General features: G+C 73.3%; 12 protein-coding genes. 7 read left to right on the forward strand and 5 right to left on the reverse strand.

Features of this window, described 5'->3' with window-relative positions; genetic code table 11:
• Nucleotides 1-93 precede the first annotated feature (93 nt).
• Nucleotides 94-1092, forward strand: coding sequence for a C40 family peptidase (locus ACFV4N_RS19780; protein WP_499674011.1), 999 nt, complete (start codon nt 94-96; stop codon nt 1090-1092).
• 92 nt (nt 1093-1184) lie between these two features.
• Nucleotides 1185-2069 (forward strand): MerR family transcriptional regulator, encoded by an 885-nt coding sequence (locus ACFV4N_RS19785; protein ID WP_499674012.1) that lies wholly within the window; start codon nt 1185-1187, stop codon nt 2067-2069.
• A 61-nt stretch (nt 2070-2130) separates the two neighbouring features.
• Here ACFV4N_RS19785 and ACFV4N_RS19790 read toward each other — a convergent pair whose 3' ends face one another.
• From ACFV4N_RS19790 to ACFV4N_RS19805, 4 genes are all read right to left on the reverse strand, one after another.
• Entirely contained in the window at nt 2131-3261 is a 1131-nt protein-coding gene (locus tag ACFV4N_RS19790; RefSeq protein ID WP_499674013.1) for a sunset domain-containing protein, read from the reverse strand.
• A 27-nt stretch (nt 3262-3288) separates the two neighbouring features.
• Entirely contained in the window at nt 3289-3981 is a 693-nt protein-coding gene (locus tag ACFV4N_RS19795) for an OmpA family protein (RefSeq protein ID WP_499674014.1), read from the reverse strand.
• A 1102-nt stretch (nt 3982-5083) separates the two neighbouring features.
• On the reverse strand, nt 5084-5329 hold the full coding sequence (locus ACFV4N_RS19800; protein ID WP_499674015.1) for a hypothetical protein: 246 nt from the start codon (nt 5327-5329) through the stop codon (nt 5084-5086).
• Nucleotides 5326-5973 (reverse strand): hypothetical protein, encoded by a 648-nt coding sequence (locus tag ACFV4N_RS19805; protein WP_499674016.1) that lies wholly within the window; start codon nt 5971-5973, stop codon nt 5326-5328. The genes ACFV4N_RS19800 and ACFV4N_RS19805 overlap by 4 nt, the downstream gene beginning before the upstream one ends.
• Nucleotides 5974-6092: 119 nt before the next feature.
• Between ACFV4N_RS19805 and ACFV4N_RS19810 the strand changes: the two genes are divergently transcribed.
• The 3 genes from ACFV4N_RS19810 (at nt 6093) to ACFV4N_RS19820 (ending at nt 7446) form a co-directional block, all read left to right on the forward strand.
• Complete coding sequence (locus ACFV4N_RS19810) at nt 6093-6440, forward strand: ArsR/SmtB family transcription factor (protein WP_499674021.1); 348 nt, start codon at nt 6093-6095, stop codon at nt 6438-6440.
• Nucleotides 6441-6445: 5 nt separating this feature from the next.
• Nucleotides 6446-7051, forward strand: coding sequence for an SRPBCC family protein (locus tag ACFV4N_RS19815; RefSeq protein ID WP_499674022.1), 606 nt, complete (start codon nt 6446-6448; stop codon nt 7049-7051).
• Nucleotides 7052-7125: 74 nt separating this feature from the next.
• Nucleotides 7126-7446 (forward strand): DUF3140 domain-containing protein, encoded by a 321-nt coding sequence (locus tag ACFV4N_RS19820; protein WP_499674017.1) that lies wholly within the window; start codon nt 7126-7128, stop codon nt 7444-7446.
• 16 nt (nt 7447-7462) lie between these two features.
• On the opposite strand, the gene ACFV4N_RS19825 is transcribed toward ACFV4N_RS19820, so the two are convergent.
• Nucleotides 7463-8770: an NAD(P)/FAD-dependent oxidoreductase gene (locus ACFV4N_RS19825; protein ID WP_499674018.1), complete on the reverse strand. Its 1308-nt coding sequence runs from the start codon at nt 8768-8770 to the stop codon at nt 7463-7465.
• Nucleotides 8771-8839: 69 nt separating this feature from the next.
• Here ACFV4N_RS19825 and ACFV4N_RS19830 point away from each other — a divergent pair, with 69 nt between their 5' ends.
• Both ACFV4N_RS19830 and ACFV4N_RS19835 read left to right on the forward strand, forming a co-directional pair.
• Nucleotides 8840-9556 (forward strand): HAD family hydrolase, encoded by a 717-nt coding sequence (locus ACFV4N_RS19830; protein ID WP_499674019.1) that lies wholly within the window; start codon nt 8840-8842, stop codon nt 9554-9556.
• Nucleotides 9556-12117 carry a glycoside hydrolase family 65 protein gene (locus ACFV4N_RS19835; RefSeq protein ID WP_499674020.1) on the forward strand — a complete coding sequence of 854 codons (2562 nt, stop codon included), beginning with the start codon at nt 9556-9558 and terminating at the stop codon, nt 12115-12117. Before ACFV4N_RS19830 ends, ACFV4N_RS19835 begins: the two co-directional genes overlap by 1 nt.
• Nucleotides 12118-12176: the final 59 nt, after the last annotated feature.

A 12176-nucleotide genomic window follows, 5' to 3' on the forward strand; every position in this document is an offset into this window, starting at 1 on the left:
GACGCCGGCCACGCGGTTCCGTAACCTGTCCGAGACCTGACCGGGGGTAACCCGTTCGGGCTAGGTCCGGTTATGGAGGAGGGTCGCGGGACCGTGGCGTCGAACCCCGCTCAACGCACCGTTCGCGCCGCCGTGGCGGCCACCGCCGTCGCCGTGCTGGTCGGCGCCCTGCCGCTGCCCCACGCCGGGGCCGATCCCGTGCCCTCCAACGCCTCCGAGGCGCTCAAGCGGTACAACGACCTCTCCACGCAGGCCGAGGCCCTCAACGAGGAGCACCTGCGGGCGCAGGAGGAACTGGCCGCCGCCCAGGGCGCGCTCGACCAGGCCAACCGCGACATCGCCACCGCCGAGGAGGCCCAGGAGTCGCTGCGCGGGCAGGTCGACCTGCTCACCGAGGCGTCGTTCCAGGGCGCCCGGTTCAACCAGCTGTCCGCGCTGCTCGTGTCGGACTCCCAACAGGACTTCCTCAACCGGATGTCGGCGCTCGGCGTGCTGGCGCACGACAACGCCGAAGCCCTGCGCGGCCTGGAGGAGGCGGTCGACGAGGCCGCCGACGCCGCCCGGCGCGCCACCGAGGCAACGGACAGCGCGAACCAGGCCATCGGCGAGATCGACCGGCGCAAGGACGCGCTGAACCAGCAGATCGACGAGGCCCGCGAGGCGTACCGCTCCCTCAGCCCCGCCGAACGCCGGGCGCTGAACGACGCGGGCGACACGGGCCCCATCCCGGTGCCCGCGGGCACGGCGGGCCAGGCGCTGGCGTTCGCGCTGGGCGAGCGCGGCAAGCCCTACGTGTACGGCTCGAACGGCCCCAACTCCTGGGACTGCTCCAGCCTCATGCAGGCGGCCTACCGGTCGGTGGGCATCAGCATCCCGCGCACCACCTACGGGCAGGCCAAGATCGGGCGCGCGGTGTCGCGCAACGAGGTCCGGGCCGGCGACCTGATCATCTACTACAGCGGGCAGACGCACGTGGCCATGGCGATCGACGGGCTGCGGGCCGTGCACGCCTCCACCGAGGGCGTGCCGGTGAAGGTGCAGGACATCGAGTCGATCGGACCGGTCGACGTGATCCGCCGCGTGGTCGGCTGACCCCTCGCCCCGCCCGGCGATCACGCGCGCGTCCCCGACGTGCTCGTTACCATGATCCGGTTCAGGACCGATCCGCACGGGCGGTGAGACGCGTGGAGCAGTGGAGCGCGGGCGCGGTCGCGCGCATGCTGGGCATCTCGCCCACCACGCTGCGCACGTGGGACCGGCGCTACGGCCTCGGCCCGGGCACCCGCGAAGAAGGCAGGCACCGCCGCTACTCCCCCGCCGACGTGTCCCGGCTGCGCCGGATGCTGGAACTCACCGCCCAGGGCATGGCGCCCGCCGCGGCCGCCGCCGTGGCACTGGGCTCGCCCCCGCCCGCGGCGCCCCGCTCCGGCGGCGGCCCGAAGGCGCTCGCCGTCGGCGGCTCGGTGGAGGGGCGGGGATTCGCCCGGGCGGCGGCCCGGCTGGACGCGCCGCTGATGACCGCGCTGGCCGTGGAACTGGTCGAGCGGCGCGGCGTGGTCGACGCGTGGGAGTCGGTGCTGGTGCCGTTCCTGGTCGCCCTGGGCGAGCGCATCACGGCCCGCGGCACGGGCGTCGAAGTCGAATACCTGGCGACGGCGTGCCTCCTCGACGCCCTGCGCGTGACCGAACCGGTGGCGCCCGACGGGCGGCTGCCGGTGCTGCTGGCGTGCGCGCCGGAGGAGCAGCACAGCCTGCCGCTGGACGTGCTGGCGGCGGCGCTGGCCGAGCGCGGGTGCGCGTCGCGCAACCTGGGGGCGCGGGTGCCGGCCGGGGCGCTGCTGGACGCGGCGGCGCTGCTGTCGCCCGGTTCCGTGGTGGTGTGGGCGCACGCCCCGGTTCACGCCGAGGCCGCGCCGGTGGCGGAGCTGCTGTCGCGCGGGCACGCGGTGCTGGTCGGTGGGCCGGGGTGGGCGGAGGTGCCGACGGGCGCGCGGCGGCTGTGGACGTTGGGCGAGGCGGTGGAGGCGGTCCTGGAGCTGAACCGAAACCGGCCGAGGGGCGACGGCTGATCCGGCGCGGGGCCCGGTCGGGGCCTTGCTCGCCGCACCAGAGCCCTTCCGGCCACGCTGGTCATTGGTTCGCGCCCACCTCGGTCTTGGCCTTGGTCTTGGCCTTGGGCGCGGGCGCCGAGGCGGCCCGAACCTTGGTCTTGGCGGCGGCCCCGGCCTTGGTCCTGTTGGCAGCCTTGGTCTTGTTCGCGGCCTTGGTCTCGTTGGCAGCCTTGGGTTTGACGACGGCCTTGGGCTTGGGCACCCACGGCGCATAACCGGCGCGCACGGCCTCCTCGGCGGAGGCGAACGTGACCTCCCCCTTCATCCGCTTGAAGTACGGCGAAGCGGAGGTGTGGAAGACCATGGACCTGGAGTTGCACTTCACCACGACTCCGCCGTGATCAGCAGCCGCCCCACCAGCCGCAGCCCGAGGAGTTCCGAACGCCACGTCCCCAGCTCCCACCGCGCCGGTCCCCACCGACCCGACCTCTACCGACCCGACCTCCACCGACCCGACCTCCACCGCGCCGATCGCCATCCCACCGACCTCCGTCGCACCGACCTCCTCCCCCTGCCACCCGTACCGCCTCTCCGCCAGCCCCATCCCCCTTTGCTCCGACCGCCATCCCTTCACCTGCTCCGAAGACCCAGCCGGAGGCTCCGCTTGCTGCTTGGGGAATTCCAAGGTCACCGGGTCGCTGATCTCCGCGTCAGCCACTTCACGAGTCTTTTCATTCTGCACTGAAATTACAAAAGCCTTGGAACTCACTTCCGCGGGGTTGACCACCGTCCAAGTCGTCGCCAGGTTGATCGCTGTCGCAGTCCCCGCTCCAACCTCGCTCCTCATCCCGGCTTCCACCCCCGCCCCGGCCGCCGCAGCACCCTTCTCCGCGTGCTTCGCCTCAGCGCTCGCCTCAGCGCTCTGCTCGATCCCCACCCCGCCCCTTTCCTCGATTCGGCCCTCAGTCCCGGGCGCGAAGTCGGTGATCATGAGTTCGGGGAATTCGGGGAGTGCGGCGGATCCCGCGTGCGCGCCAGGCTCGGCCGGGGCCGGGGCCGGGGGAAGTGCGAGCCAGGGGGTTCGACGGGCACGGGCGTTCTCGGCGCGGAGCTCGCGGATGGTGGCGCGCAGCGGCAGCCAGGTCAGGACCGCCCCGGCGACGAACGCCAACACGCACAGGATGAACATCTGGGTGAACAACCAGAACACTGGCACTCCTCGGGGCTCCGTGCGGAGCTAGCTGATCAGGACGTCGACCTGGCGGGCGGCCGGGTCCGAGTTCTCCGGTGCGGTGTCGACGCTGACCGAGGTCTCGATCCGGTCCGGTCGCACACCCTGGGCGGCGAAGAGGTCCCGCACCATCCCGGCACGGGTGGAGGCGAGGTCGTGGGCGTCGGGGCTTTCGGCTGAGGCGTGGCCGACCAGGGTGATGGTCGATGCGGGCGCGGCCAGCAGCAGCCGGCCGACGCGGTTGACGAGGACCGGGCCGTGCCCCTGCCAGTCGGTGGTGCCGGGTTCGAAGCGGAAGCCGCCGTTGCGCTGGACCATGGCGGTGACGGAGCGCTGAAGCGCCCCCACGTCCGGAGGACCACCGTTAGGAGCACGAACCCCGACGTTCACATCACCGACGGAAGCCACCCGCCGCACGGACTGCCGCAACACCTCGGCAGCCCTCTCGTCAGGCACGACAGCCGCGACATCCACCCGCTCGCCCCGGAACTCCGCGGTGAGGCCAACAGCCCCGCTCCCCACCGCCGCCACGAGCAGGTCGACCACGTCATCGTGCGCAGCCGGCACCCGCCCACCGTTCGGGTCAATCAGGTCCGTCACCCGATAGGGACCAACCTGGCCGCGAACCGCATCAACCAACCCGGTCCGCTCGGCATCGTCACGCGCCTCCCCGACCAACAGGACCTCGTCGGCGCGCACCAACACCACCAACCGCCCAACAGCCCCCGCCCCACCCCTCTCCCGCTCAACCTGCCACGCACGGGCACAAACCCCTGACGCCGCAAGAAGAGCCGGGACGAGCAGGACTCCAACGAGCCACACTCGCCAAGGCCGGGATTTCACCACCGGGCGTTAGTACCGGACGCCGAGGTCCAAGTGCCAGCAACACTTCCCGTGTCCACACCATGCGAGGGAGCATTTCACCTGACCAGGTGACCTCACACCAGCCTCCACCCCCAGCCCCGATTCCCAGCCCTCACAACCCCAATCCCGATCCCCAACCGCGATCCCAGCCCCAGCCCCAGCCCCAGCCCCAGCCCCGGCTCCGGCTCCGGCTCCGGCTAACCGAACAGCAGGGCAGCCAGAAAGCCGGGCAGCCGGACGGGATGTGGCGCGACACAGTTAGGCGGGGCGGTGCGAGGCCGCATCCGGGCGCGGCTGGACGGAGGCGCGCTGGACGGGGGCGCGGCCGGGCGGGGGGGCGCGGCCGGGCGGAGGGCGGCTGACCTGGGCGGGACAGGGCCGGGCGAGGCAGGGCCGCGCGGGACAGGCTCAGGCGAGGCAGGGCCGGGCGGGGCAGGCTCGAGCCGAACACTCGGGCCGGGCGAGGCGGGGGTAGCCGAGAGGGGCTGCTGGGGTGAGCCAGGGCGGGATGTGGGTGGGCTTGCCCGCATCAGCTACCTCACCTGGGGCGCCTTCAGGGCTCGGCAGCTCAGGTGAGCTGCTCAGACCGAGGTTCGCGTCGGTGGTGCTGTTCGGCGGGTTCCGCCTCGATGGCGATGTTCGGGTGACCAGTGCTCGGGCGGGCCGAGTTGGACGTTCGCCGGGTTCGAGGCGCGTCGGGCCGAGGGTGGGTCGGGCCGGGAGTCGCGGGCTCCCGGTGGGCCGGCTCCTGGGTGGGCCTGGCCGGGAGGGGTCAGGCCCGGGGTGGAGCAGGTTGGGTTGGCGGCGGTTAAGGCCGGCGGTCAAGGCTGGTGGTCAGGAGTCAGGGGCCAGTGGTGGTCGGGTGGCGGTGGTTGGTGGGCGTCGGGTTGTTGGGCGGCGGATGGGTGGGCGGGTGGTTCGGGGGCTCCGTTTTCTTCTAACCGATGGTCGAGAGCCCTGTTTTCGTACATCTTCCGCCGATGATCACCCGATCGTGTCGGGCAGCGGTAGCGGTGGCGATGTCGGCGGTGACGTCGGTGGTGGTGGAGGAGGTGGTGGTGGAGGTGGCGCCGGCGCGGGTGGGGTCGGTGGCTGCGGAGCCCTTGGCGGAGGCTGCGCAGCCGGAGCCGGAGCCCCTGCTGGTGCCGGAACCGGTGGCGCGGGTGGCGTTTCCGCTGTTCAAGCCGCTGACGGTAGCACCCCCTGCCGGCAGCCGCACTTGCTGCACACCGGGTGGGACGGCACCTGGATCTCCGCCAGCAACCGCCTGGAGTCCTCGAACGTGGGAACCTTCTGGCCGGGCACCAGGAGGCTGTCCAGCACCTCCTGCCGACGCCTCGCCAGCTCCCTGGACCGCTCCACCGGGTCCTTCAGCCTGGCCCTCACGCGCTCGCGCGACTGCTCGCGCGCCAGGGTGCCCGCCGCGCTGAGGGGGCGCGCCTGCTTGGGCTGGGTGAGGCGCGCGTTGCGGCGGTTGATGCGCCACCACGCGCCCAGCGTCATGCCCGGCACCGGGGGGCGCGCCCTGCGCGCGCCCCCCTGCCACCACGACCTGAGCCGCGCACGGAGGAAGTCGTGCGCTACCTGGTCGCGGCTCCTCGGGCTGCCCTGCTTCGTGCCGTCCGGCCTGCGGTCGACCGCCGCCAGCAGGGCGTCGACGCACCACCCCTCGCCGAACCAGGGCTCGACGACGCGGCGCAGCGCGGCGCGGTTCGCGTCGGCCCAGTTGGCGCGGAGGCAGAACGCCTCGACAGCCGTGTCGATCTCGGCGTCGGTCTCTGGGATGACACGGCCGGGCCACTGACGGGGATCAAGTCGAACTCGCATCGCACAGCTCCCTTCGAACGCGTACCGAACATCCGTTCGAAGATGGTGCCACCTACCACCGACAATTTTGGAGTCCCAAGTCTTGACTTATATAAGCCCAACCTTGAAAGATGCAGGTCGTGCACGCGTTTGACGTCCTCGGCGATCCCGTTCGTCGCCGCATCCTGGAGCTGCTCGCCGACGGCGAGCTGGCCTCGGGCGCGGTCACGGAGGTGGTCCGCCGGGAGTTCGGCATCTCCCAGCCCGCCGTCTCCCAGCACCTGCGGGTGCTGCGCGAGCACGGCTTCGCCCGGGTCCGGGCGGAGGGCAACCGCCGCCTCTACGCGGTCGACGCCCGGGGGCTGCGGGAGGTGGACGAGTGGCTCGACCGGTTCCGCCGGTTCTGGAGCGGGCACCTCGACGCGCTGGCCACCGAGCTCGCGCGCGGCAAGCGCGAGAGGCGACTCATGGAGGAGGAACAACAGTGATCGACATGGCCGACCACCTCAAGTCCATCGGCCGCGAGCTGAGCAGGGACGACGGGCAGGTCGTGGGCGTGCTGCTGCGCCGCACCTACGAGGCGACGGCCGAGGACGTGTGGGACGCGATCACCGACCCGGACCGGCTGCGGCGCTGGTTCCTGCCGGTCAGCGGCGACCTGCGGGAGGGCGGGAACTTCCAGCTGGAGGGCAACGCGGGCGGCGACATCCTGACCTGCGCTCCCCCGGAGCTGCTCAAGGTCACGTTCGGCGGCGAGACGTCGATCGTCCAGGTGCGGCTGACGCCGGAGGGCGGGCGGACGACGGTGGAGCTGGAGCACACCGTCCCGCCGGAGATGGCGGCCGGCGGCGCGGGCGCGCTCTACGTGGGCCCGGGGTGGGACGGCGCCCTGCTGGGCCTCGCCCTGTTCGTGGCGGGCGAGGTGGAGGAGGGGGCCGACCCGGTGGCCATGGCGAACTCCGAGGAGACCCAGCGGTTCAACCTGGGGTCGATCGACCTCTGGGCGGCGGTGGTGGAGGCCGGGGGCACGTCGTCCGCCGAGGTGCTGGCGGAGGCGGTCGGCGTGTCGAAGGCCCAGTTCGCGCCCGGGGTGGGCTGACGGCCCGCCCCGGGCCGCGAAGTTCGCGGGACCCGCCCGTTTCGCCTGCGCCCCGAGCGGCAACCCCCTTCCCCATGACCGACACCCTGTGGGAAGAGTTCCACCGCGTGGTGAACATGACCTCGAACGAACTGGAGGCGTGGCTGCGCACCCGCTCGGCGGACGAGGACAGCGAGACCGTGCCCGACCAGGCCGGCACGCCCACCGGCCAGGAGGTGCTGCGGGTGCTGCGCAAGCGCCGCACCGACCTGACCACGGAGGACGTGCGGGTGATGCGCAAGGTCGTGGACCGGGTGCACGAGCAGCGCCGCGCCGACCTGGAGCCGACCGCCGGGGAGGCGCACTGGCGGCACCGGCTGATGTCCATCGGTCATGACCCGCTCAAGCCCGCCTAGGCAGGCCCCGCGGTCCTCACGACTGCTTGATCGTCGGCACCCGCTCCGCGTCCGACAGCCGCACGCCCGCCTCGGGGACCAGGCCGAACTGCACGACCTGGCGGCGGGCGAGCAGGTCGGTGAGCCAGTCGACGGCGACCCGCAGGCGGTTGCCCGGCATGGCCAGCAGGTGGTAGCCGCGCGCCACGGCCTTCGCGGGCAGGCCGGTGAGCGGCACGTGCAGCGGGTTGGCCACGGCCTGCGCGCCCGCCAGGTCCACCACGAACCCCAGGTCGCGGTGCCGGTACGTCCCCACGGCGCCGCGGCCGAGGGACGCCGCCACGTTCCGCCCGGCCAGCCTGCCCTGCCGCTCCGCGTGCTGCGCGGTCATGGGGGTGGGCCGGTTGTCGTTGAACACGTCGGGCACGGCCGCCACGTCGCCGGCGGCGAACACGTGCGGGTGGGTCGGCACGGCCAGCGTGGGGTCGACCACGATCCGGCCCTTCTCGGTCTTCAGCGACACCGACTCGACCAGCGGGTCGGGCCGCACGCCGACGCACCTCACGACGGTGCGGGTGGGGAGCTCCGTGCCGTCGGTGAGGCGGGCGCACGTGGGGGTGACGGCTTCGACGCTGGTCTCGAGCCGCAGGTCGACGCCCCGGGCCCGCAGCACCCGGGCGGCGGGCCCGGACAGCCGCTCGTCGAGGCCGGGCAGCACGCGCGGAGCCATGTCGACGAGCACCCACCTGAGGTCGGCCTCGGACAGCCCGGTGCGCCCGCGCAGCGCCGACCTGGTGAGCTGCTGCACCTGCGCCACCAGCTCGGTGCCCGTGTACCCGGCGCCGACCACCACGAACGTGGCGCGGGCGGCGCGCTCGGCGGGGTCGTCGGCCTGCTCGGCCAGCTCGACCTGCCGCAGCACGTGGTCGCGCAGGAACACCGCCTCGGCGACGGACTTGAACCCGAACGCGTGCTCGGCCACGCCGGGGATGGACAGCAGCCGGGTGACGGAGCCCGCGGTGAGCACGAGGCGGTCCCACTCCAGGACCTGCTCGCGGCCCTCGACGTCGACCACCGCGCACGTGCGGGCGCCCAGGTCGATCGCGGTGGCGTTGCCCTGCACGAGCCGGGTGCGGGGCAGCTTGGTGCGCAGCGGCACGGCGACCCGGCGGGGGTCGAGCGAGCCGCCCGCGACCTCGGGCAGCAGCGGCACGTAGAGCATGTAGTCGGTCGGGTTGACCGCGACCAGCTCCGCCGCGTCGGGCGGCAGCACCCGTTCCAGCGTGCGGAGGCAGTGGTACCCGGCGAAGCCCGTGCCCACGACCAGCACCCGCGGCCTGTCCATGGCGGTTCCCTCCGACGGCGGTGGTGACGACGACGGGTACCCCGGACGGGAAGAGGGTAGACACGGGACATGCCCCTTGGACTGCCGGATGCGGTATCCGCGTGCTTGTTCGACCTCGACGGCGTGCTCACCAGCACCGCCGTGCTGCACCGCCGGGCGTGGCGGCGCACCTTCGACGACTTCCTGGCCCCGCGCGGCCAGGCGCCGTTCACCGAGCTGGACTACGTGAACTTCGTGGACGGACGCCCCCGATATGACGGAGTGCGGGAATTCTTGGCCTCGCGCGGCGTCACCCTCCCGGAAGGAGCACCCGACGACCCGCCGGACGCCGATACCGTGCACGGCGTGGGCAACCGCAAGAACGTGCTGCTGGAGGAGATCATCCGGCAGGAGGGCGTGGCGCCGTACCCGGGCACGGTCCGGTACCTGGAGGCGGCGCGGGCGCGCGGCTTGGACATCGGGGTGGTGACCTCGTCGGCCAACGCCCGCAAGGTGCTGGACGCGGCCGACCTGAGCCGGTTCGCGCAGTCGCTGGTGGACGGCGTGGTGATCAGCCGGGACGGTCTCCGGGGCAAGCCCGCGCCGGACTCCTTCCTGGCCGGCGCGCGCGAGCTGGGGGTGGCGCCGGAGCGCGCCGCCGTGTTCGAGGACGCGCTGGCCGGGGTGCAGGCCGGTCGTTCGGGTGGTTTCGGGTTCGTGGTGGGCGTGGACCGGGCCGGGCAGCGGGACGCGCTGCTCGCGCACGGGGCGGACGTGGTGGTCGAGGACTTGGCGGAGTTGCTGTGATGGCGTTCGACAGGAATGCCGGGGGCGGGCCCGGCGGCACGGCGGACGGGCCGAGCGAGGCCGCGACCGCGCCCGGCGGGACGGCGACCACCCCCGACGACCCGACCCTCGACGACCTCGACCACGACTCGTCCTCGGACGACGCCGGGTCGGGCGGCGCCACGAGCGGCGGCGCGGGCGGCGGCGCGGCGTCGGGCGGCGGCAAGGGCGCGGCCGGGTGGGAGGTGCTGCCCTGGCTGCTGCGCTGGCGTGGCCTGGCCGTGGACCAGCTCCGCCGGACCGAGTCGGTGTTCGCGCTGTCCAACGGCCACATCGGGATGCGCGGCACCCTGGACGAGGGCGAGCCGCGCGGCCTGCCCGGCACCTACCTCAACGGCTTCTACGAGGCGCACGCGCTGCCGTACGGGGAGTCCGGCTACGGCTACCCCGAGGACGGGCAGACGGTCGTCAACGTCACCGACGGCAAGGTGATCCGGCTGCTGGTGGAGGACGAGCCGCTGGACATGCGCTACGGCAAGGCCCACGAGCACGAGCGGGAACTGGACTTCCGCTCGGGCACGCTGCGCCGCCGCACCGTGTGGGAGTCGCCGACCGGCCGCCGGATCACCGTGCGCTCCGAGCGGCTGGTGTCGCTGACCCAGCGCGCGGTCGCCGCGATCCTGTACGAGGTGGAGACCGACGAGCCGGTGCAGCTCGTCGTGCAGTCCGACCTGCTGGCCAACGAGCCGGTCGAGCACGACAGCGACGACCCGCGGGTGGCCGCCGCGCTGGAGGACCCGCTGGTCGCGGACTTCGCGCACGCCTCCGACCACCGGGCGATCCTGGCCCACCACGCGCGCAACTCGGAGCTGCGCATGGCCGCGGCGATGGACCACGAGCTGGAGACCGACGACGGCGTGCGCACCGAGATCCGCGCCGAGGGCGACCTGGCCCGGTTCACCGCGGCCGTGGACGTGCCCGCGGGCGGGAAGCTGCGGCTGGTGAAGTACCTGGGCTACGGCTGGTCGGCGCAGCGGTCGGTGCCCGCGCTGCGCGCCCAGGTGGAGGCGGCGCTGGCGGGCGCGCGGCAGACCGGCTGGGAGGGGCTGCTGGCCGAGCAGCGGCGGTTCCTGGACGAGTTCTGGGCGGCGGCGGACGTCGAGGTGCGGGGCGACGACGAGTTGCAGCAGGCGGTGCGGTTCGCGCTGTTCCACGTCATGCAGGCGGCGGTGCGCGGCGAGACGCGGGCCATCCCCGGCAAGGGCCTGACCGGGCCCGGCTACGACGGGCACGCGTTCTGGGACACCGAGATGTTCGTGCTGCCGGTGCTGGCCTGCACGGTGCCGGAGGCGGCGCGGGACGCGCTGCGGTGGCGGCACTCGACGCTGGACAAGGCGCGGGAGCGGGCGCGGGTGCTCGGGCAGGGCGGCGCGGCGTTCCCGTGGCGGTCGATCAACGGCGCGGAGTGCTCGGCGTACTGGCCCGCGGGCACGGCGGCGTTCCACGTGTCCGGCGACGTGGCGCACGCGGTGGCGCACTACGTGGACATGACCGGCGACCAGGCGTTCGAGCGCGAGCACGGCACGGAGATCCTGGTGGAGACCGCGCGCCTGTGGACGTCGCTGGGGCACCACGACCAGCACGGCGGGTTCCGCATCGACGGCGTCACCGGGCCCGACGAGTACTCGGCGGTGATGGACAACAACGCCTACACGAACCTGATCGCACAGCAGAACCTGCGCAAGGCGGTCGAGGCGTGCGAGCGGCACCCGGAGGTCGCCGACCGGTTGGGCGTCACCGCCGAGGAGACCGCGGCCTGGGGCAAGGCCGCCGACGGCATGCTGCTGCCGTTCGACGACCTGCTGGGCGTGCACGAGCAGGCCGAGGGGTTCACCTCGCACGCGGCGTGGGACTTCGACCGGATCGACCCCGACGAGTACCCGCTGATGCTGAACTACCCCTACTTCGACCTGTACCGCAAGCAGGTGGTCAAGCAGGCCGACCTGGTGCTGGCGATGCACGTGCGGGGCGACGCGTTCACCCCGGAGGAGAAGGCCCGCAACTTCGCCTACTACGAGGCGCGGACGGTGCGCGACTCCTCGTTGTCGGCCGGTACGCAGGCGGTGCTGGCGGCCGAGGTGGGCGCGTTGCAGCTGGCTTACGACTACCTGGCCGAGGCGGCGTTCACCGACCTGCACGACCTGCACAAGAACGTCCACAACGGACTGCACATGGCGTCGCTGGCGGGCGCGTGGACCGGGCTGGTGGCGGGGTTCGGCGGGATGCGCAACCACGGTGGCGAGCTGTCGTTCTCGCCCCGGCTGCCACCGGGGTTGGAGGGGTTGGCGTTCCGGTTGACCTTCCGCGGCGCGCTGCTCGCGGTGGAGGTCGAGCCGGGGCGGGCCACGTACCGGGTGCTGTCCGGTGGGCCGGTGCGCACCTACCACCACGGTGAGCGCATCAGCGTGGTGAAGGGCGAGCCGGTCACGCTGTCCATCCCGGACCCGCCGAAGCCGCCGGAGATCCGGCAGCCGCGGCACCGGGTGCCGGTGCGCCGCACCCCGCCGGGGGCGGGGTCGTGAGCCGGGTCGTCCGGTGCGAGGTCGTGAGCTGATGCGCGGCCGCGCGCCGCTCCCGGGTG

The sequence above is a fragment of the Actinosynnema sp. NPDC059797 genome, from assembly GCF_042732085.1.
In the GTDB taxonomy this organism is placed as follows: Bacteria; Actinomycetota; Actinomycetes; order Mycobacteriales; family Pseudonocardiaceae; genus Actinosynnema.

Excerpts from the sequence above, each read along its gene's own strand:
- ACFV4N_RS19815 (WP_499674022.1), top strand. The coding sequence starts at position 6,446 with ATGGCCGACCACCTCAAGTCCATCGGCCGCGAGCTGAGCAGGGACGAC.
- ACFV4N_RS19825 (WP_499674018.1), bottom strand. The coding sequence starts at position 8,770 with ATGGACAGGCCGCGGGTGCTGGTCGTGGGCACGGGCTTCGCCGGGTAC.
- ACFV4N_RS19835 (WP_499674020.1), top strand. The coding sequence starts at position 9,556 with ATGGCGTTCGACAGGAATGCCGGGGGCGGGCCCGGCGGCACGGCGGAC.
- ACFV4N_RS19820 (WP_499674017.1), top strand. The coding sequence starts at position 7,126 with ATGACCGACACCCTGTGGGAAGAGTTCCACCGCGTGGTGAACATGACC.
- ACFV4N_RS19805 (WP_499674016.1), bottom strand. The coding sequence starts at position 5,973 with ATGCGAGTTCGACTTGATCCCCGTCAGTGGCCCGGCCGTGTCATCCCA.
- ACFV4N_RS19830 (WP_499674019.1), top strand. The coding sequence starts at position 8,840 with ATGCCCCTTGGACTGCCGGATGCGGTATCCGCGTGCTTGTTCGACCTC.